Annotated in this window: 20 protein-coding genes; 7 read left to right on the top strand and 13 right to left on the bottom strand. The window is 71.6% G+C overall.

Annotated elements, in window-relative coordinates:
- Positions 1–71 precede the first annotated feature (71 nt).
- Positions 72–680 (top strand): mycofactocin system transcriptional regulator MftR, encoded by a 609-nt coding sequence (mftR, locus tag KDL01_RS07670; RefSeq protein WP_212527660.1) that lies wholly within the window; start codon positions 72–74, stop codon positions 678–680.
- Here mftR and mftF read toward each other — a convergent pair.
- Genes mftF through mftA form a run of 6 tightly spaced genes read right to left on the bottom strand, consistent with a single transcriptional unit; the run spans position 596 to position 5,900 of the window.
- The gene (gene mftF / locus KDL01_RS07665) at positions 596–2,116 is read right to left on the bottom strand and encodes a mycofactocin biosynthesis glycosyltransferase MftF (RefSeq protein ID WP_212527659.1); all 1,521 of its coding nucleotides are present in this window, start codon (positions 2,114–2,116) and stop codon (positions 596–598) included. The genes mftR and mftF overlap by 85 nt on opposite strands.
- Complete coding sequence (mftE, locus tag KDL01_RS07660) at positions 2,113–2,835, bottom strand: mycofactocin biosynthesis peptidyl-dipeptidase MftE (protein ID WP_212527658.1); 723 nt, start codon at positions 2,833–2,835, stop codon at positions 2,113–2,115. The genes mftF and mftE overlap by 4 nt, the downstream gene beginning before the upstream one ends.
- A 3-nt stretch (positions 2,836–2,838) precedes the next feature.
- Positions 2,839–4,059, bottom strand: a complete 1,221-nt coding sequence (gene mftD, locus KDL01_RS07655; RefSeq protein WP_212527657.1) for a pre-mycofactocin synthase MftD — start codon at positions 4,057–4,059, stop codon at positions 2,839–2,841.
- A 41-nt stretch (positions 4,060–4,100) separates the two neighbouring features.
- Entirely contained in the window at positions 4,101–5,351 is a 1,251-nt protein-coding gene (gene mftC / locus KDL01_RS07650; protein ID WP_246576107.1) for a mycofactocin radical SAM maturase, read from the bottom strand.
- 29 nt (positions 5,352–5,380) lie between these two features.
- Entirely contained in the window at positions 5,381–5,713 is a 333-nt protein-coding gene (gene mftB, locus KDL01_RS07645; protein WP_212527655.1) for a mycofactocin biosynthesis chaperone MftB, read from the bottom strand.
- Positions 5,714–5,729: 16 nt separating this feature from the next.
- Positions 5,730–5,900: a mycofactocin precursor MftA gene (mftA, locus tag KDL01_RS07640; protein WP_212527654.1), complete on the bottom strand. Its 171-nt coding sequence runs from the start codon at positions 5,898–5,900 to the stop codon at positions 5,730–5,732.
- Between the two features lie 79 nt (positions 5,901–5,979).
- On the opposite strand from mftA, the gene mftG reads away from it, so the two are divergent.
- The gene (gene mftG, locus KDL01_RS07635) at positions 5,980–7,587 is read left to right on the top strand and encodes a mycofactocin dehydrogenase MftG (RefSeq protein WP_212527653.1); all 1,608 of its coding nucleotides are present in this window, start codon (positions 5,980–5,982) and stop codon (positions 7,585–7,587) included.
- 6 nt (positions 7,588–7,593) lie between these two features.
- On the opposite strand, the gene KDL01_RS07630 is transcribed toward mftG, so the two are convergent.
- Positions 7,594–9,222, bottom strand: a complete 1,629-nt coding sequence (locus KDL01_RS07630; RefSeq protein WP_212527652.1) for a flavin-containing monooxygenase — start codon at positions 9,220–9,222, stop codon at positions 7,594–7,596.
- 176 nt (positions 9,223–9,398) lie between these two features.
- On the opposite strand from KDL01_RS07630, the gene KDL01_RS07625 reads away from it, so the two are divergent.
- Positions 9,399–10,340: an SDR family NAD(P)-dependent oxidoreductase gene (locus KDL01_RS07625; protein WP_212527651.1), complete on the top strand. Its 942-nt coding sequence runs from the start codon at positions 9,399–9,401 to the stop codon at positions 10,338–10,340.
- Positions 10,341–10,420: 80 nt separating this feature from the next.
- On the opposite strand, the gene KDL01_RS07620 is transcribed toward KDL01_RS07625, so the two are convergent.
- The 6 genes from KDL01_RS07620 to KDL01_RS07595 form a co-directional block, all read right to left on the bottom strand.
- Positions 10,421–10,624, bottom strand: a complete 204-nt coding sequence (locus KDL01_RS07620) for a ferredoxin (RefSeq protein ID WP_212527650.1) — start codon at positions 10,622–10,624, stop codon at positions 10,421–10,423.
- 2 nt (positions 10,625–10,626) lie between these two features.
- Positions 10,627–11,799 (bottom strand): cytochrome P450, encoded by a 1,173-nt coding sequence (locus KDL01_RS07615; protein ID WP_212527649.1) that lies wholly within the window; start codon positions 11,797–11,799, stop codon positions 10,627–10,629.
- A gap of 330 nt (positions 11,800–12,129) precedes the next feature.
- A complete protein-coding gene (locus tag KDL01_RS07610) occupies positions 12,130–12,840 on the bottom strand; it encodes a TetR/AcrR family transcriptional regulator (RefSeq protein WP_212527648.1) in 711 nt (236 codons plus the stop codon).
- 6 nt (positions 12,841–12,846) lie between these two features.
- Positions 12,847–13,311, bottom strand: a complete 465-nt coding sequence (locus tag KDL01_RS07605) for an HtaA domain-containing protein (RefSeq protein WP_212527647.1) — start codon at positions 13,309–13,311, stop codon at positions 12,847–12,849.
- 5 nt (positions 13,312–13,316) lie between these two features.
- Positions 13,317–13,943 (bottom strand): carboxymuconolactone decarboxylase family protein, encoded by a 627-nt coding sequence (locus tag KDL01_RS07600; protein ID WP_212527646.1) that lies wholly within the window; start codon positions 13,941–13,943, stop codon positions 13,317–13,319.
- A gap of 7 nt (positions 13,944–13,950) precedes the next feature.
- Positions 13,951–14,721, bottom strand: a complete 771-nt coding sequence (locus KDL01_RS07595) for an SDR family oxidoreductase (protein WP_212527645.1) — start codon at positions 14,719–14,721, stop codon at positions 13,951–13,953.
- A 207-nt stretch (positions 14,722–14,928) separates the two neighbouring features.
- On the opposite strand from KDL01_RS07595, the gene fdxA reads away from it, so the two are divergent.
- The 4 genes from fdxA (at position 14,929) to KDL01_RS07575 (ending at position 18,384) form a co-directional block, all read left to right on the top strand.
- Positions 14,929–15,249, top strand: coding sequence for a ferredoxin (gene fdxA, locus KDL01_RS07590; protein WP_212527644.1), 321 nt, complete (start codon positions 14,929–14,931; stop codon positions 15,247–15,249).
- 2 nt (positions 15,250–15,251) lie between these two features.
- Entirely contained in the window at positions 15,252–16,583 is a 1,332-nt protein-coding gene (locus KDL01_RS07585; protein ID WP_212527643.1) for an FAD-dependent oxidoreductase, read from the top strand.
- Positions 16,580–17,809 (top strand): NAD(P)/FAD-dependent oxidoreductase, encoded by a 1,230-nt coding sequence (locus KDL01_RS07580; RefSeq protein WP_212527642.1) that lies wholly within the window; start codon positions 16,580–16,582, stop codon positions 17,807–17,809. The genes KDL01_RS07585 and KDL01_RS07580 overlap by 4 nt, the downstream gene beginning before the upstream one ends.
- A 218-nt stretch (positions 17,810–18,027) precedes the next feature.
- Complete coding sequence (locus KDL01_RS07575; protein WP_212527641.1) at positions 18,028–18,384, top strand: hypothetical protein; 357 nt, start codon at positions 18,028–18,030, stop codon at positions 18,382–18,384.
- The last annotated feature ends 160 nt before the right edge of the window (positions 18,385–18,544 follow it).

The following is an 18,544-nucleotide window of genomic DNA, read 5'->3' as shown; positions in this document are numbered from 1 at the left end:
GGGGGTACACCGTGCAGGTCGAGGCACATGACGCACATGACGCACATGATGTGCGGACGAAGGGAGTTCGGGTGGAGCGGCTCGCCGATCGCGAGCTCGACGAGGCGCGGGGCCGCAACGGCCGCCCGCGGGCCACGTCGCGAGCGGAGTTGGAGCGTGTCGGCTTCGAGCTGTTCGCGCAGCGCGGGTTCGACGAGGTGACGGTGGAGGACATCGCGTCCGCCGCGGGCATCGGCCGGCGCACCTTCTTCCGCTACTACGCTTCGAAGAACGCCCTGGTGTGGGGGGATTTCGAGGGTCAGCTCGCGCACCTGCGCGAACTGCTGGCCGCGATCCCCGCGTCGGTGCCGACGATGGAGGCGCTGCGCACGGCCATCGTCGAGTTCAACCGCTACGACGAGCACACGCTCCCGTGGCACCGCCGCCGGATGGCGCTCATCCTCAGCGTGCCCGCCCTGCAGGCGGACTCGACGCTGCGGTACAACGCCTGGCGCGCGATCGTCGCCGAGTTCGCGGCCGGGCGTGCCGGGGTCTCGACCTCGGCGCTCGAGCCGGTACTGATCGGCAACGTGGCGCTGGCCACCTCGGTCACGGCCTACGAGCTGTGGCTGCAGGAGGACTCGGCGGATCTGACCGAGCTGCTGGACGAGGGCTTCCGGCGGGTGGCCGAAGGGCTCTGAATCCGGGGGAGCAGCGGGGCGAGGGAGCGGCCGCGCAGCGCCGACCACCACACGCCCGCGCCGTAGGCGAGATCGTCCAGGCGGCGGGCCGCGGTGTAGCGGATCGGGTCGAGATCCACCGGGCCCCTCCGGTGTTCCAGGACGACGTCGGCGACCGCGGCGACGGCGGCTGCGCGCCGGGCCCGGCGGGAGACGAGGCAGGCGGCCGCGGTGACGGGCCACCAGTGCCGGGTCAGCAGCGCGCCGGTCTGGGCGAGCGAGCCGACCGCGCCGTGGGCGGTGAGCCGCGCTCCGGTGCGCAGCGGCTGCTCGATCTCGCCGAGCTTGCGCGCGATCCGCACGGCCGTCACGCCGGATATCGTCGCGGCGACCGGCACGGACCAGCGGCGTTGGGCGAGCAGCGCCAGCACCGTCGCGGCGCTCCACGGGGCGAAGACCGCGGGGGCGACGGACTGCGGGTGGCGTTCGGACAGCGGCTGCGCGCCGGTGCCGTACTCGGCCTTGCGCCGGAACCAGTCCACGAATTCGGTCCGGTGTTCGTGTGCTGCCGCGACGGAGGGTTCGTAGCGCATCCGCCAGCCCCGCGCGATCGTGCGCCAGCCCAGGTCGACGTCCTCGCCCACCCGCATCCGCTCGTCGAAGCCGTCGCCGAGGGCCTCGACCCGCCCGACCACACAGGCGGTGGACGCCCAGGAGACGAACGATCCGGGGCGCACCAGCGCCGGGTGCGCGCCGAGGTCGAGGGAGGAGCGGGTCTGTTCGTAGCGGCCGAGCCAGCCGGCCGACTCCCGCGAGTGGAGCCCGGTGATGCGGGGCGCGGCCAGGCCGACCCGGGGGTCGGCGAAGTGCCTGAGCAGCGTGGGCACGGTGTCCTCGTCGAGGACGATGTCCGAGTCCACGAAGACGACGAGCGGCGTGCGTACCTTCGCCAGTCCGGCGTTGCGCGCACCGGCCGGGCCCAGGTTTCCCGGCAGCAGCACCAGCCGGGCGCCGTGCCGGGCCGCGACCTCGGCCACGGCCTCGGGTTCCACGGACGCGTCGTCGACCACGATCACGTCGCTGCCGGGGGCGATGCTGCCGAGCAGCCGGTCGAGCTGACGCGGCCGGTCCCGGACCGGGATCACGTACGTGACCTCGTGCTCGGCGGGTAGCGGGAGTTCGCGGGCCACGGGGTGCGCCAGGCCGAGTTCCAGCAGGCGATCGGCGAGCACCGCTCCGGCCGCGTCGTGCACCTGCAAGGTCCGGCCGGACAGCAGAGTCCTGGCACGGGGGGTGAGACGCAGCAGCCGGGTGACGGGTGCGCCGCCCAGCAGGACCCTGCCTCCGTCCATGACGACGGTGTGCCGATCGAGGACGAGGGAGAATCCGGTCGGCAGCGGCGCGTCCGAGGGGCGGGGCGGGACCGTGCCGCGGCGCGCCTGCGTGTACGAGCTCATCGGCCCGCCGCCGTGGGATCGAGCAGCCGGCCGCGGTCGTTGGCCGTGAAGGTGCTGATACGCTGCGCCGTCCTGTCCACCAGGTCGTCCATGAGCCGGCGGCCCTCCTGTGCGTCGGCCCCGCTCGGATCGCCGAGCACGCCGTTGGCCGCGACGGCGCGCACGCCGCCCGCCTCCAGCTGTCGCATCAGCTCTCTGATGGGTCGGGTTTCTCCGGCCTCGGCGGCGGCGAGATCGACGGTCTCCGGCGCCAGATGCAGCAGGACCGAGGTCTCGGTCCGGCCGGCGTGCGCGTCCGCGCCGGGGAAGTCGCAGCCGGTCCAGGCCACCGCGTGGCCCTCGGTGCGCAGCTGTCCGACCGCCTCGTTCAGGGTGCGTACGTTGCCGCCGTGGCCGTTGACCAGGACGGTACGCGCGGCCCACAGGCCCAGCGAGCGCACCAGCTCAATCAGGACCAGGCGCAGGGCCTCGTGGCCGATCGAGACGGTGCCCGGGAAGCCGGCGTGCTCGCCGCTGTTGCCGAACGCGACGACGGGCGCGACGAACCTCGACCCGCCCAGCCGCGCCGCCGTCCGCTCGGCCACGGCAGACGCGATCACGCTGTCGGTGGACAGCGGAAGGTGCGGACCGTGCTGTTCGGTGGAGCCGACCGGGACCAGCACGGTGGCGCCGGACGGCGGCACCTGGGGCCAGGTGCTGCGGGACAGGTCGGCCGCCACGGGTCAGACGCCGATCGCGCGGGCGCCGAGGGCAGAGGCGCCAAGGGTCGGGGCGCCGAGGGTGCGGGTGAAGCCCTCGGGCACCACCAGGTCGTCCGGGCTCAGCTCGCCCACCGCGGCGTGGCCGGTGCCCAGGACGGCCGAGTCCAGTCCGCCGCGCAGGATGTCCAGCACGTTCTCCACGCCGGCCTGGCCGTTCGCGGCGAGCCCCCACAGGTAGGCGCGCCCGATCATGACGGCCCTGGCCCCGAGCGCGAGCGCCTTGGCCACGTCCCCGCCCCGGCGCACGCCGCCGTCCAGCAGCACCTCGATCCGGTCGCCCACCGCCTCGGCGATCGACGGCAGGATCCTGATGGTCGCCGGGGTGGTGTCGAGGTTGTTGCCGCCGTGGTTGGACACCGAGATCGCGCTCACGCCCGCGTCCACCGCGCGCAGCGCGTCGTCCACCCGGCTCACGCCCTTGAGCAGCAGCGGCCCGCCCCACTGCTCGACCAGCCAGCTGACGTCCTGCCAGGTCGGCGGCGTGGTCTGCATCCACTCGCCGTACGCGCCGAAGAAGGTGGGCGCGGCGGCGCCGGGGGCGGCGAGGTTGGGGGTGGTCAGGTCCGGGATGCGGCCGGTGCGGGCGAAGGACCACAGCCAGCCGGGATGCGGCAGCACGTCCGGGGCGAGCCGGAGCATGGCGCGCAGGTCGATCTTCTCCGGGATGACCGGGCTGCCCCAGTCGCGGCCGTTGGAGAAGGACCAGTCCAGGGTGAGGATCAGGGCCTTGCAGCCGGCCGCCCTGGCCCGCTCCATCCGCTGCACCATGGTCTCCCGGCTGCCGGACCAGTACAGCTGGAACGCGGTGTTCGGGTTGGCCGCGGTGACCTCCTCGACCGGCTTGCTCGCGTACGAACTCAGGCCCATGACGAGGCCGCGGTTGGCGGCGGCGCGGGCGATGGCGACCTCGCCGTCCGGGTGCACGGCCTGTACGCCGGTCGGGGAGATGACGACGGGGAAGGCCGAGGGCATGCCGAGCACCGTCGTGGTCAGGTCGCGCTGCGCGTGGTGGCCCACCACCCGCGGCGCGAAGCCGAGTTCGGCGAACGCACCGGTGTTGTCGTCGATCGTGCGGCCGCGCTCGGATCCGGCGAGCAGCGCGCTGTAGACCGAGCCGGGCAGGCGCTTCTCGGCGCGGCGCTGCGCCTCGGCGACCGTTTCGAACCAGGGGTTCTTGCTCATGGGGGCGTTCTTTCGTGGAGAAGTACGGGGAGGTGACGCGCTCAGGTGCGCGGGAAGCCGGCCAGCGGGGACTCGTCGCAGGCGGAGACGGGCGGACGGCGCACCTCGTCGGTGCGGCGCCGGGTCAGCGAGACCGGGACGGCACCGGTGCGGCGGGTGCGGGAGTGGGAGTGGTCGCCGGACGGCTTCGGCACCTCGCGCCGGGCGTCGAGCAGGGACTCGGCATGTCCCTGCACGCACTCGGGATCCGGGCCGTCGAGGGGCAGGCCGGTGAAGAACTTGGCGGCCATGCAGCCGCCCTTGCAGCTGTCGTAGAACGAGCAGGAGGTGCAGGCGCCGCCCTGCTGCGGCTCGCGCAGCCGGCGGAAGAGCGAGGAGTCGCGCCAGACCTCGGCGAAGCCGCCGGGGGAGCGGACGTTGCCGGCCAGGAACTCGTCGTGGATCGCGAACGGGCAGGCGTAGACGTCGCCGACCGGGTCGATCAGGCACACCACCCGGCCCGCGCCGCACAGGTTGAGCCCCGGCAGCGGCGCGCCGAACGCGGACAGGTGGAAGAACGAGTCGCCGGTCAACACCTGGTCGCCGTTCGCGGTGAGCCAGTCGTAGAGCTCGCGCTGCTGGCCGGGCAGCGGGTGCAGCTCGTCCCACACGTCCGCGCCGCGGCCGGACGGACGCAGCCGGGTCAGCCGCAGCTGCGCGCCGTACCGGTCGGCGAGCGCCTTGAAGTCGTCGAGCTGCGGGATGTTGTGCCGGGTACAGACCACGGAGATCTTGAAGTTCTTCATCCCGGCCTCGGCCAGGTTGGCGGCGGCGCGCAGGGCCGTGTCGTAGGAGCCTGCCCCGCGCACGGCGTCGTTGACCTCGGCGGTGGCGCCGTCCAGGGAGAGCTGGACGTCCACGTAGTCGTTGGCGGCCAGCCGCCGCGCGATCTCGGGGGTGAGCCGGACGCCGTTGGTGGAGAACTTCACGCCGACGTGGTGCTCGGTGGCGTAGTCGAGCAGCTCGAAGAAGTCCGGACGGATGGTGGGCTCGCCGCCGCCGATGTTGACGTAGAAGACCTGCATGGCCTCCAGTTCGTCGATGACGGCCTTGGCCTCGGCGGTGGTCAGCTCGCGCGGGTCGCGCCGGCCCGAGCTGGACAGGCAGTGCGCGCAGGACAGGTTGCAGGCGTAGGTGAGTTCCCAGGTCAGGCAGATCGGGGAGTTCAGGCCCTGTTCGAACAGGTCCACCAGCCGCGCCGGGGCCCGCGTCGCCGCGCCCGTCGTCTCCGCCGCGCTCGTCACGCCCGTCATGCCCGGCGCGTCCATCAGGGAATTCGCGGTCACGAGGCCACCGTCCTGTTCGTCGAGGGGGCCGGCTCCACCAGCATCGAGGAGCGGGCCAGGGTCGCCAGCGCGGTGGCGTAGCGGGGGAGTTCCTCGGCCCGCAGGCCTGCTGCCGCGCAGGCGGCGCGGGCCGTGGACGCCGAGCTCAGGGCACTGACCACGTCGAGGAGCCTGCGGTCCTTGAGGAACGAGAGCTGCCGGGTGCCGAAGTGGTAGAGCAGCGCGCCGAACGGCTCGGGCCGGACGGAGACCTGCGGGTGCAGCGTCCAGGCCCGGTCCAGGTCCAGCCCCGGCGCGGCGGCCGGACCTGCGGGCTTCGAAGCAGTCATGGCAGAAGACCGGTCTCTAGTAGACGCCGCACATGCCGTCGATCGAGATCTCCTCGACCAGGTCGTCGGCCTCGATCAGGTCGCGGGCCTCGACGGCGTCGGCGGGAGCCGCCTCGGCGGCGTCCTGCGGGGCGGGATAGGCGGGCTGGGCTTGCACCATCGCGGTGAGCAAAGAGGTGTTCGACATGCGCTGATAGTATTGGCATGCAGTGCCGAAAGTCTAGGTTCGGCGGCGGGATTTTCCTCGGGTGCGCAGAGGTGGAGCCATGGAACGCAACGGAATCGGGCCCACGGCCGGGTGCGGGCAGCCCGGTTTCGGCGTGCCGGACGTCGTCGTGGTGGGCGCGGGGGCGGCCGGAGCCGTGCTCGCCGCGCGGCTGAGCGAAGACGCAGATCGCAGGGTCCTGTTGCTGGATGCCGGCCCGGCTCCGCGCTCGGCGCACGAGTTCGGCACGCGGCTGCTCGACGCCCGGCTGGTGCCCGGAGCCGTGTCCGGTCAGGCGCAGGTCGCGCTGTGGCCGGTGCGGCTCACGTCGCAGCGCCCTTGGATGGTGCCCCGTGGCCGCGTGCTCGGCGGCTCGACGACGGTCAACGGCGGCTACTTCGTCCGGGCCCGGCGCGAGGACTTCGACCGATGGGCGGCGGCGGGAAACCCCGCGTGGGCCTACGATCGCGTCCTGCCGCACCTGCGTGCGCTGGAGAACGACCTCGACTACGGCGCGAGCCCGGTGCACGGCGGCAGCGGGCCGGTGCCCGTCCGACGCGGCGGGCTGGACCATCCGGCGGCCACCGCCTTCCGATCCGCGGCATCGCTGCTCGGCTATCCCGAAGAGCCGGACAAGAACGACCAGGCCGCACCCGGCTTCGGGCCCGTGCCGTCCAACGCGGTCGACGGAGTGCGTAAGAACACGGCACTGACATACCTGGGCGCCGAGGTGCGCGACCGGCCGAACCTGCGCGTGCTCGGTGAGAGCACGGTCCGACGCATCCTGTTCGCCGCCGGCCGCGCGACCGGCGTGCTGATCGAACACGACGGCAGGCTCCTGACACTCGACGCGGGAACCGTCGTCGTCAGCGCCGGGGCGCTGGGCTCGGCCCACCTGCTCCTGCTCTCCGGCATCGGCCCGCGCGCTGACCTGGAACGCCTCGGCATACCGGTCGTCCGCGACGCCCCGGCCCTCGGCACCCGGCTGAGCGACCATCCCCAGATCGCGCTGGAGTGGGGGAACCAGGACGACTGGGGCGAGCCGCGCGAGTCCTGGCTCGGCGGCTGCCTTCACCTGAGGCTGCCGGGCGGCACCGGCACGCCCGCCGGGCCGGGCGATGCGGAGATCCTGCAATCCCTGGTTCCGATGGCCGGTCTGGTGGCGGGGACGACCGCGGTGCCGGGCGCCGCACTGCCCTTCCTGGTCTCGGTCCTCACGCCCCGCCCGACCGGCGTCATGCGGCTGCGTTCGGCCGATCCGCTCGCGCCTGCGGACATCGACCTCGGATATCTGGGCACTGCCGAGGACCGCCGCCGGATGCGCGAAGCGGTGCGCGCGGCCGCCGCGCTCGTCGAGACGCCGCCGTTCACGGACCGCGGGCCCGGCCTCATCGAACCGGGCCGCGCGATCCTCGAGGACGACGACGCTCTGGACGCGTGGATCCACGGGCATCTGGGGACGGCCCAGCACACCTGCGGCACGGTGCCGATGGGCCCGGAGGGTGATCCGGACGCGGTGGTGGACCAGTACGGACGCGTTCACGGCGTGCGCGGCCTGCGCGTGGCCGACACCTCGATCCTGCCGGACGCGCCGCACCGCGGCCCGGCGGCCACCGCCGTCCTCATCGGCGAACTCGTCGCCGACGCGATCCGGCGGTGCCTGCCCTGAACCGGGTCACGCCACCGGTGCCGACTGCGTGAACGCCCCGGTGTAGTCCTCGGTCGAGGTCATCTCGCCGAGTATCTCGTGCAGCTTGCCGCGACCGCCCGGGTTGAGCAGGAACTTGCGCACCTTGCCCTGGACGTTCGCCCCGTAGTAGTGGCTGTGCTCCGCGGAGAAGATGGACTGCGGCGCCAGAGTCTCGATCATCGTCATCCATGCGTCCTGCTGCGCCTCGGTCGGCTCGAAGACGTCGAAGCCGTGCTCGCGGGCGTAGACCAGGGTGTCGGTGATCCAGTCGACCTGGTCCTGCGAGTAGCGCGGGTAGTTGCCGCCGCCGGCGCCGTGCGGGCCGCCCGGGAAGAAGAAGTTCGGCAGCCGGTGCGCGCTGAACCCGGCGAAGTCGGACGGGCCGTCCTCCCAGTCGGTGCTCAGGTCGAGGCCGTCGCGGCCGCGCACGCCCATCCGGGTCAGCGCGCCGGTGCCGAAGTCGAAGCCGGTCGCGTACACGATGACGTCGTACTCCCGATGCCGCTCGGTGGTCTCGATCCCGGTGGCGTCCACGCGCACGATCGGGGTCTCGCGCAGGGAGATCAGCGAGGCGTTCGGCTCGTTGAAGGACTCGTAGTAGTTCGCCACGAACGGCGGGCGCTTCGCGCCGAACAGGTGGTCGGTCGGGATCAGGCGCTGCGCGGTGACCGGGTCCTTGACGATGGAGCGGATCTTGCCGGCCAGGAACTCGCAGAACTCGAGGTTGACCTCGCGGTTGGTGGTTATGTCGTAGTAGTTCGAGGTGAGCTTGGCGAAGCCGGGGCTGCGCCAGATCTTCTCGTAGAACTCCTGCCGCTGCTCGGGCGAGTCCGCGGTGGAGAACTTCCCGGCCGGCTCGTGCAGGAAGCCCGAGGGCGAGGTGGTCAGGATCTTGACGACCTCGTCGAAGTGCTCGCTCAGCCAGGCCTGGCGCTCGTCCGAGATGGGCGCGTTGTTGAGCGGGGTGGTCCAGGTCGGCGTGCGCTGGTAGAGGTCCACGGCCGCGACGGTGTCCACGATCGCGGGCAGCAGCTGGGCGCCGCTGGGGCCGTTGCCGATGATGGCGACGCGCTTGTCGGCGAAGTCCACGGGCGTGTGCGGCCAGGCGCCGGTGTGGTAGGCCCGCCCGCGGAAGTCCTCGAGGCCCTCGATCTCAGGGTAATGCGGAACGGACAGGCCGCCGGTCGCCGAGATGACCCAGCGGGCCCGCACCACGGTGCCCTTCTCGGTCGTCACCACCCACGCGCGGCCGGCCTCGTCGTACACGGCGGAGGCCACCTTCTCGCCGGTGCTGATGTGCTCGCGCAGGTCGAAGCGGTCGACGACGAAGTTGAGGTAGCTCTCGATCTCGGGCTGGGTGGCGAACTCCTCCTTCCAGCGCCACTCGTCGAACAGCTCCTTGGAGAAGATGTAGGCGTAGGTGTAGCTCTCGGAGTCGAAGCGCGCGGACGGGTACCTGTTCCAGTACCAGACGCCGCCCACCCCGTCCCCGGCCTCCAGGGTCCGCGCGGAGAATCCGGCGTCCAGCGCGCGGTAGAGCGCGTAGATACCGACCACGCCGGCGCCGATCACCAGCACCTCGACATCGACGCCGTTGTCGCTCTGTCCTGCCATCCCAGCTCACTCCACTCGGTCTCGGCTGCCCTGGCGACAGCTGTACTTATGTAAGCACTAGCGCTGCAAAATGGTCAACCATCCAGCGGCGACATCTTCTGAGCTGGGCGAATGGGCGTTGCGCTATCTGAGCTCTCGTGCTTAGATTCGGCCAACGTCACCTTCAAGGGAGAATGATGAACGCCACCCCTGACTTCCGGTTCGATGGACGGGTCGCCCTCGTGACCGGCGCCGGACGCGGTCTCGGCCGCGCCCACGCGCTGCTGCTCGCGCAGCGCGGCGCCAAGGTCGTCGTCAACGACCTCGGCGGCACCAAGGAGGGCGAGGGCAGCGACGCCGGACCGGCGACGGACGTGGTCGGGGAGATCACCGCCGCGGGCGGCATCGCCGTGGCCGACACCCACGACGTGGGCCGGGAAGAGGGCTGCCACGCCCTGGTCGAGACCGCCGTGCGCGAGTTCGGGCGCATCGACATCGTCGTGAACAACGCGGGCATCTCCCGGTTCGCCACGTTCCCCGAGGCCGACGCGGAGAACCTGGAGCGCACCCTCGACGTGCACCTGCGCGGCACCTGGCACACCACCCGGGCCGCCTGGCCGCACATGGTGGAGCAGGGCTACGGCCGGGTGGTCACCACGACCTCCACCGGCATGCTCGGGCTCCCGGACAACCTCGCCTACGCCACCGCGAAGGGCGCGCTGATCGGCTTCACCCGGAGCCTGGCGGTCTCGGCCGCGCCGCACGGCATCCGGGTCAACTGCCTGGCGCCCAACGCGATCACCCGCCCGAGCACCTCGGCGGCCAAGCCGAACATCACGACCACGCCGGTGGACGAGGCGCGACTGCAGGCCATGCAGACCGGGCTCGTCTCGCCGATGATGGCCTATCTCGCGCACGAGGACTGCACGGTCAACGGGGAGATCCTGGTGGCCGGCGCGAACCGGTTCGCCCGGTGGTTCCTCGGCATCACCCCCGGCTATCTCTCGGCCGGCGAGGGCGTGCCGACGGTCGAGGAGATCGCCGAGCACTGGGACGAGGTCAACGCCCAGGACGGCTACTACGTGCCGGCGAGCCTGATGGACTGGGCCGCGAAGTTCATGGCCCACCTCGCCGCCTGAGCGCTCTGGCGCGGGGTGATGACGTCGCGAGGGGGCCCGGTCTTCGCGGACCGGGCCCCCTCGCGATCTTCGTGTCCTGATCAATCCTCGACCGAGAGCGAGAGGGTCCGGCCGGGGCAGACGTTCACGGCTTCCTTCGCCCGCGCGATCTCCGCCTCGCTCTCGGGACGCGGCCGTACGACGATGACGGTCCCGTCCTTGTCGTCCTGATCGAAGGCCTCCGGGTCGACCAGGACGCACTGTCCCGCGCCGACGCACCGGTCGGGCTGAGCGACGATGCGCATGGTCACCACGCCACCTTCAGCTCGAAGACCCCGTAGTTGGGGCCCTTCTCCTTGAACGGGATCTCGTCGAACGGCACCGCGAGCCGCAGGCCCGGTATCCGGCGTACCAGCGTCGCGAGCACGATCTCGAGCTCGAGGCGGGCGAGGTTCTGGCCGAGGCACTGGTGCGGCCCGAACCCGAACGCGAGGTGGTTGCGCGCCATCCGGGTGAAGTCGATCTCGTCCGGCTCCGGGAACACCAGCGGGTCCCGGTTGGCCGTGTTGGTCAGGCCCATCACGCCCTCGCCGGCCTGGATCAGCACGCCGCCGATCTCGATGTCCGCGGTGGCGAGCCGGGCCGCGCCGATCTCCGCGATCGAGAAGTAGCGCAGCAGTTCCTCCACCGCGCCGACCGTGAGCTGCGGGTCCTCCCGCAGCGCGGCCAGGTGCTCCCGCTTGTCCAGCAGGGTGGCCACCGACAGCGAGATCATGTTCGCGGTCGTCTCGTGGCCCGCGATCAGCAGCAGGAAGCCGAGCGCCTGCAGCTCCTCCAGCTCGGTCCCGGCCGCGATCTGACGGCTCAGCAGGTCCTCGCCGGGCGACTTCACCTTCTCCTGCACGAGCCCGGCGATATAGCCCTGGAGGTTGCCGATCGCGGCCTTCTTCTGCTCGGGCGTGGAGTCCGCGCGTACGAACTCGGCGCTGTTGTCCTGGAAGAAGTCGTGGTCCGTGTACGGAACGCCGAGCAGCTCCGAGATGACCTTCGAGGGCACCGGAAGCGAGAGCGCCTCGACGAGGTCCACCTCGGCCGGGCCGGCCAGCATCGCGTCGATACTCTCGTCCACGATCTGCTGGATCCGCGGCCGCCACGCGGCCAGGCGCTGCACGGTGAACTCGCCGACGACCGAGCGGCGCAGCTGCGTGTGCTCCGGCGGATCCATCTCGATCAGCTGCTGCCGGTGGTCCGGCCCCACGTACGGCGTGTGGCTCGGGTGGCGCGGGTCCCTGCGGTCCGAACTGAACCGGGGGTCGGCCAGCATGGCCCTGACGTCCTCGTGCCGCGTCAGGGCCCAGAGCCGGCGGCCGTCGGGCAGCTGCACCCGGCTGATCGGCGCGTCCGACCGCAGGATCTCCAGGTGCGCGGCCGGCGGGTGGTACGGATCGGTGCGTTCGAGTGAGATGACGGGCGTTGCCATGATGGTGTGCTCCTAAGCCGGGATCTGGGCACAGGACGCTGCGGATCTCCCTGCGTCCGTGTCTCCGAGGGAAGCCGAGCCCGAGATGAGTGTCGCTGCGGCCGGCCGGACCGCTCGTCGCCTCCCGCCGCGGTGTTTCTCCGGCGAGTGTTTCTTACAGCGGAACGAGCGATCTCTTCAATGAAGATGACGCTAGTGTTGTGGGCAACGCACCGGGTGTCAAGCATCGGATGCGCGGGCAGCGGCCGTCTTCCGGGCAGGGCTCAGCGAGGGTTCAGCCAGGGTCCGGACATGCCTCGGCCAGGGTCCGGGCAGCGCGCTCAGCGGGACTCAGCCCGTGGTCGCGGCCCTCGGATCGCCCTCGGCCAGAGGCGCCGTGAGTCCGGCGCTGAGGAACGCCACGAGGTCCTCGATCAGGACGTCTATCGTGGCGGGAAGGTGCGCGCGCTTCTGCTGGGCCGACTGGTACCGGGCCAGCGCGTGCACGGCGCTGGTCAGGGTCGTCCACCAGCGCTCGTCCAGCACCGCCTGCGGGATCTGCGGTGTCAGCCGTCTGAGGAGGGCCTGCAGCGTCGTGACGGACGCGCCTGTGCGCACCTCGCCGAGGCCCTCGTACCCGCCTTCTTCGGTGATGTAGAGCGAGAGGAAGGCGAGGTAGTGGTTCTCCGGCTTGATGTGGATCGCCAGGGGGCGCACGAACGCGCTGACGACGTCCACGACGGTGGGCTTGCGCCCGCCCAGCATCAGGTCGGCGACCATGTCCGTGCGGCTGGCCTCGCTCTCGGCGCCGCGGAACTCCATGATGGCCCGGACCACCTCGTCGCGTTCGCCGAAGTGGTACTGCACCGCCGCGTGGTTGCGCTGGCCGGCCTCGATGCCGATGTCGCGCAGCGGCACCGCCGAGATGCCGCGCTCCGCGAAGAGCCGTTCGGCCGCGGTGAGGATGAGCTGGCGCGTCGCCTCTCCGCGGACGTTCTTGCGCTCTCCGCTGGTCCGCGCGTTGCTGCGACGGGCAGGTCGCTCGGGCGAGGAGGGGGGCATGGCCTGTCAATCTAGCAGGACGAGGGCTTCGAGCGGGGCCATCTCGGTCCCGGCCGGATAGACGTTTCCGAACACTTCCACCCCGGCCTCGGTCAGCCGTGGGACGAGGCCCGTCCAGCGGATCAGCCCGGGCTCGGCCGCCGGGGCGAGCGGGTCCGTGGTGGCGATGGCGGTCCTGCCGCCTTCGGGGCCTGCGATGCTCAGCTCGCCGCCGTTCGCCGACAGGCTCAGTTCCAGGTCGCGCAGGTCGACCTCGAGGAATCCGTGGTGCGCCGAGAACCGCACGGCCCCGGCGCAGCGCAGCACCCGGCCCGAGGCCCCTTCCGAGGCCTCGGACAACGGGAACTCGAAGACACCGTCAGGGCTCGCCTGCGCACCGTCGAGCACTTCGACACTGCCGGCCGCGACCATCCGGACGTAGTGCACGAAGGAGGTCTTCACCGCCCAGCGCAGCGATCCCCGGCGCACCACGGTGCTCAACGTCCGCGCCGGTGGTCGTCCGGGAAGCCGACCATGCCGTCTTCGAGCTCCAACCCGAGTGCGTTGAACGCCATGCAGTGCATGTCGTACGTGCCGACGGTGAAGACGAAGTCGATGAGCTGCTCGCGGGAGAACTGCTCCTCGAGGTCCTGCCAGGTCGCGTCGGAGATGTTCTTGTCCGCGCACAGTTCGTCGACGGCCCGTACCACCGCGGCGTCGGCGGCCGACCACGCGTCGGCCCCGGGACCCTGCGCGAGCGCGTCGATCTCCGCGTCGGTGAGGTAGCCGCCGGCCCGGCTCATCCGCACGTGCTGCGCCCACTCGTACTCGCCGAAGCCGAGCCAGGTCGTGCGGATGATCGCGATCTCGCGGATCCGGTCGGAGAGCGTGGAGTGGCGCAGGTGGTTGGAGAACGGCATCCAGCCGCGCACCAGCGCCGGATGCCAGGCGTAGATGCCCAGGATGTTCGAACGCGGACGCACCGGCGGCCCGTCGGGTGCGCCGGCCTGGCCGCCGGGCACGTGGGCGCGTAGCGCGGAGAAGGCCTCGTCGACCTCGTCGGTCCAGTCCTCGACCGGACGCGGCGCGATACGGGGCCGGGTCTGTGGCTGTGGCTGTGTCATCGTCGCATCACCCTATGAAGGAGCCGCCGTTGACGCTGACGGTCTGACCCGTCACGTACGACGCCTCGTCAGAGACGAGATAGGAGACCGCGGCGGCGATGTCCGCGCCGGTCCCCATCCGTCCGACCGGAATGTACTTGGCCATCTCCTCCGCCGACGGCATGGCGCCCGCGTCGCGCTTCTTGCGCACGCTCGGAGTGTCGATCGAGGACGGCGCGACCGTGTTGACCGTGACGCCCGACTTGGCGAACTCGACCGCGAGGGCCTTGGTCAGCGCCATCTGCCCGCCCTTGGACGCCGCGTAGTGCGCCATCCTCGGCGCGCCGCGCTGGGCACTGGAGGAGGAGATCAGCACGACCCGGCCCCAGCCCGCCTCGAGCAGGTCGGGCAACGCGCTCTGCACGACGTTGAAGGTCCCGGTCAGGTTGACCGCCAGGGTGCCGTTCCACTGCTCGAGGGTCATCTCGAGGAACGGCTGCTGCGGGGCGATCGCGGCGTTGGCGACGACGGCGGCCAGCGGTCCGAGTTCGAGGCGGGCGGCGGCGAGCGCGTCGTCCACCTGGTCCCGGTCGCTCACGTCGGCGCGGTAGCCCCGCGCGGTCCCGCCGGCCTGCTCGATCGCCTCCGCGGCCTGCCGCGCCGCGCCGTCCGCGACGTCGAGGACGGCGATCTTGAATCCGTCCCGCGCCAGGCGCTCGGCGATCGCCAGGCCGATGCCCGCGGCCCCGCCGGTGACGACGGCGACCCGCTCTCCAGTCATCAGGATGCGTCCCCTCATGGCTCTGTGCTCGGTGTGTGACCGAGCCACATGTGTTGCAAACAACGGAACACATGTTTCGTTGTCATGATGCGACGAGCGTCGCACGCCCCCGAACGGGACGTCAAGCCTCCTGTACAGGTGCTTGACACCCGGTGCGATGCGTACGACACTGACGCGTTAAAAGGATCGATCGTTCCGTTAGAAGAAATGGCTCAGGGAGTAGACGTGACCTTCGTGGTGACGCAGGCGTGCGTCGATGTCAAGGACAAGAGCTGCATCGTGGTGTGTCCGGCGGACTGCATATACGAGGGCGGCCGGATGATGTACATCAACCCCGATCAGTGCATCGACTGCGGCGCGTGCGAGGAGGTCTGTCCCACCTCGGCCATCCGCTACGACGCGGACCTGAGCGAGGCGGACGAGCCCTTCCTCGACCTCAACGCGGAGTTCTTCGAGGGCATGGCCGCGCCCAAGGGCGCCCGCAAGCTCGGACTGATCGACCGGGACGTCGCGTACGTGGCCGAGCTTCCGCGCAAGGCGGACTGACGGTGGGCGCGCTACGCATCGCCGTCGTCGGCTCCGGGCCCGCCGGAGCGTTCTGCGCTCAGATCCTGGCCGAGGAGGCCGGCCGCGAGGTCGCGGTGGACGTGTTCGAACGCCTCCCCGCCCCGTTCGGCCTGGTGCGCTACGGCGTCGCGCCCGACCACAAGAAGATCAAGTCCATCACCGCCTCGCTCGGCGAGGTCTTCGACGCCCCGGGCGTGCGCTTCCTCGGCAACGTGACGGTCGGAGCCGACGTCACGATCGACGAGCTGCGGGCCCACTACGACGCCGTCGTGCTGGCCTCCGGCGCTCCGCTGGACCGCCGGCTGGGCGTCGAGGGCGAACAGCTCGCGGGCGTCGTCGCGGCGCGTGACTTCGTGTCCTGGTACAGCGGGCACCCGGACGCGGCCTTCGACACCTCCCTGCTGGCCGCGGCTCGCGCCGTCGTCGTCGGGGTGGGGAACGTCGCCCTCGACGTCGCACGCATGCTGGTGCGCACCCCGGACGAACTGCGCCGCACCGATGTGCCCGCGCACGTCATCGAGGCCTTAGCCGGCCACGCGGTGCGCGAGGTCTGCATCGTGGGCCGGCGCGGCCCGGACTCGGCGAAGTTCACGAACAAGGAGCTCGTGGAGCTGGGCGAGGTCGAGGGCGCGGACGTCATCGTCTCGCCCGAGGAGCTGGAGCTCTCGGACGCGCAGCAGGCCGGCCTGGCGCGCACCCCGGCCGCCGCGCGCCTGGTGGCGTCGCTGCGGAAGCTGGCGGATCGCGAACCGCAGGGTCGAGAGCGCGCGATCCGGTTCCTGTTCAACCGAACGCCGGTGGGCTTCGTCGGCGACGCGTCCGCGGCCGTCACGGCCGTCCGGCTGGCCAGGACGACGGATCCGGCGGTCGTCGAAGAGCTCGAAGCCGGACTGGTGCTGCCCGCCGTCGGGTATCGCAGCGTACCGATGCCCGGCGTCCCGTTCGACGAATCGACGGGGACCATCCCGCACCGCGACTCCCGCGTGGTGGACGGCGAGCAGGCCGTCCCCGGCTTGTACGTGGTCGGATGGGCCAAGCGCGGGCCGAGCGGCGTCATCGGGACGAACCGCCTGTGTGCCAGCGAGACCGCCGCGGCCATCCTCGCCGACGCGGACGCGCTCTCGGAACGCGGCGCCGGCGCCGAGACGATCGACGAACTGCTGCGCTCGCGCGGCGTGGCGGTGGTGGACTGGAGCCGATGGCTCGCGATCGAGGCCGCCGAACTGAAACTCGGCGAAGCCACCGGCCGGGAGCGGGTCAAGCTCCACGACCGGGCGGACATGCTCACGGCAGCTGGAGGACTCGGACGATGACCGCAACAGCCACGGAGCGCCACGTCGTCATCGTCGGCGCCTCGCTCGCCGGAACCCGCACCGCACAGGGGCTGCGGGCCCAGGGCCACACCGGCCCGATCACGCTCATCGGCGCCGAGACCGAGCTGCCCTACGATCGCCCGCCGCTCTCGAAGCACCTGCTGAAGGGCGACTGGTCCGAGTCCTCGGTGGACGCGGTCCGGCTGATCGATCCGGCGGAACTCGACGCGCTCGCCATCGAGCTGCTGCTCGGCTCGGCCGCGGTCGAACTGGACCCCACGGCGCGGTTCGTCCGCCTCGCCGACGGCACGAGCGTGTCCTACGACGTGCTCGTCATCGCCACCGGAGCCGTGGCGCGGCCCTCTCCCTGGCAGCCCTCGTCAGGGGTCTACCAACTCAGGACACTGGCGGACTCCCGCGCGATCGCCGCGCGGCTCGCGCTCGGTGAGCCGGTGGTCGTGGTCGGCGGCGGGTTCATCGGCACCGAGATCGCGGCCGCGGCGCGCGGATTCGGCTGCGCCGTGACGGTCGTGGACCCGGTCCCGGAGCCGATGGCCCGACTCGTCGGTCCCGAGATCGCGAGCAGCCTCGTGGACCTGCACCTGCGCAACGGCGCCCAGACCCGGTTCGGCGTCGGCGTGGTGGGCATCGAGGGCGAGGCCGGGCGGCTCATCGTCGAACTCGACGACGGGGAGCGCCTGGCGGCCTCGACCGCCGTCGTGGGCATCGGGTCCGTCCCGTGCACCGAGTGGCTCGCCGGCTCCGGCCTCAAGCTGGACAACGGCGTCGTCACCGACGGCTTCCTGCGCGCGGTCGGGGTGGACGACGTGTTCGCGGTCGGCGACGTCGCCCGCTGGCCGCACCCGGGCCGAGGCTTCCACATCCGCGCCGAGCACTGGACTAATGCCGGCGACCAGGCACGCTACGTCGCCATCGCCATCACGCAGGGTGCGCAGGCGGCCTACGAGTCCACCGACTACGTGTGGTCCGACCAGTACGACTGGAAGGTGAACGCCGTCGGCTGGCGCGATCCCGAGGGCAGTTCGGTCGTCATCGGCGACCTCGAGGCGGACGGGCGCACGGCCGTCGTGCACGCCGACGCGAACGGTGCCGCGTGCGGTGCGGTCACCGTCAACTGGGTCCGGGCGCTCAACCAGGCCCGCCAGCTCTTCGCGGCCGGATCCACGGCCGAAACCGTCGTCGAGGCGATCCGAGGTATGGCCTGAACTGCGGCGATCCCATCTGGGGCGCCCCGGCCAGAGCCCGTCATCCCGGCGGGCTCTGGCCGTTTTCCGCGTTCGGCCCCGGATCGGGGGTGTAGCGCGCTACACCCCGGGTTCGGGAGTGCGCCCCCTCGTGACGACGAGCCCCCGCTGACAGGCTGGAGGAAGAACGCAAGCGATTCCCGCGAACGGACGCGACGGGCCCGACGAAAGGACACACGATGAACGCGCGTATCTCCTCGATCCTGCAGTGGCTGGGCTTCGCCGCCGGCATGGCCGCCACGGTGGGCGCCGGCTCCGTCCTGGACGGCACCGGCAAGCAGGCGGCCACGTTCGGCGGGATCCTGCTCTCGCTCGCCGCGGGCACCGCTCTCGCGAAGAGGGACCCGATCAAGTCGTTCCTGCGCCGGCGCTCCACGCTGTGGTTCCTGTTCGTGTTCAACCTGCTCGTCGCGGTGTCCGCGGGCTTCGCCCTCGAAGGCGCCCAGGGGATCACGGCCGTCGTCGGCATGGGCGTGGTCTCGCTCGGCGCGGCCTTCGGCCTGGTCAAGGGGCGCGGGGTGCACCAGCACGCCTGATGCCGAGCCGTGATCGCGATCGAGCGCACACCACGCAGGGCCTGGTCCTCGGACCAGGCCCTGCGGCGTCAGACCACTGCTATCGGAGAGCTATCCGGGATCTACCCGACCGGCTGCCGCAGCGGGGGAGCGGTGACGACGCTGTCTCTTATACACAGCT

Origin of the sequence: Actinospica durhamensis (genome assembly GCF_018139695.1) — a bacterium.
GTDB classification, from domain to species: Bacteria; Actinomycetota; Actinomycetes; order Streptomycetales; family Catenulisporaceae; genus Actinospica; species Actinospica durhamensis.
The sequence above is the reverse complement of the archived record's forward strand: the minus strand, read 5'-3'. Positions and strand labels throughout refer to the sequence as shown.

Excerpts from the sequence above, each read along its gene's own strand:
- mftF (WP_212527659.1), bottom strand. The coding sequence starts at position 2,116 with ATGAGCTCGTACACGCAGGCGCGCCGCGGCACGGTCCCGCCCCGCCCC.
- mftD (WP_212527657.1), bottom strand. The coding sequence starts at position 4,059 with ATGAGCAAGAACCCCTGGTTCGAAACGGTCGCCGAGGCGCAGCGCCGC.
- mftC (WP_246576107.1), bottom strand. The coding sequence starts at position 5,351 with ATGACGGGCGTGACGAGCGCGGCGGAGACGACGGGCGCGGCGACGCGG.
- mftB (WP_212527655.1), bottom strand. The coding sequence starts at position 5,713 with ATGACTGCTTCGAAGCCCGCAGGTCCGGCCGCCGCGCCGGGGCTGGAC.
- mftA (WP_212527654.1), bottom strand. The coding sequence starts at position 5,900 with ATGTCGAACACCTCTTTGCTCACCGCGATGGTGCAAGCCCAGCCCGCC.
- mftG (WP_212527653.1), top strand. The coding sequence starts at position 5,980 with ATGGAACGCAACGGAATCGGGCCCACGGCCGGGTGCGGGCAGCCCGGT.
- KDL01_RS07630 (WP_212527652.1), bottom strand. The coding sequence starts at position 9,222 with ATGGCAGGACAGAGCGACAACGGCGTCGATGTCGAGGTGCTGGTGATC.
- KDL01_RS07625 (WP_212527651.1), top strand. The coding sequence starts at position 9,399 with ATGAACGCCACCCCTGACTTCCGGTTCGATGGACGGGTCGCCCTCGTG.
- KDL01_RS07620 (WP_212527650.1), bottom strand. The coding sequence starts at position 10,624 with ATGCGCATCGTCGCTCAGCCCGACCGGTGCGTCGGCGCGGGACAGTGC.
- KDL01_RS07615 (WP_212527649.1), bottom strand. The coding sequence starts at position 11,799 with ATGGCAACGCCCGTCATCTCACTCGAACGCACCGATCCGTACCACCCG.
- KDL01_RS07610 (WP_212527648.1), bottom strand. The coding sequence starts at position 12,840 with ATGCCCCCCTCCTCGCCCGAGCGACCTGCCCGTCGCAGCAACGCGCGG.
- KDL01_RS07600 (WP_212527646.1), bottom strand. The coding sequence starts at position 13,943 with ATGACACAGCCACAGCCACAGACCCGGCCCCGTATCGCGCCGCGTCCG.
- KDL01_RS07595 (WP_212527645.1), bottom strand. The coding sequence starts at position 14,721 with ATGAGGGGACGCATCCTGATGACTGGAGAGCGGGTCGCCGTCGTCACC.
- KDL01_RS07580 (WP_212527642.1), top strand. The coding sequence starts at position 16,580 with ATGACCGCAACAGCCACGGAGCGCCACGTCGTCATCGTCGGCGCCTCG.
- KDL01_RS07575 (WP_212527641.1), top strand. The coding sequence starts at position 18,028 with ATGAACGCGCGTATCTCCTCGATCCTGCAGTGGCTGGGCTTCGCCGCC.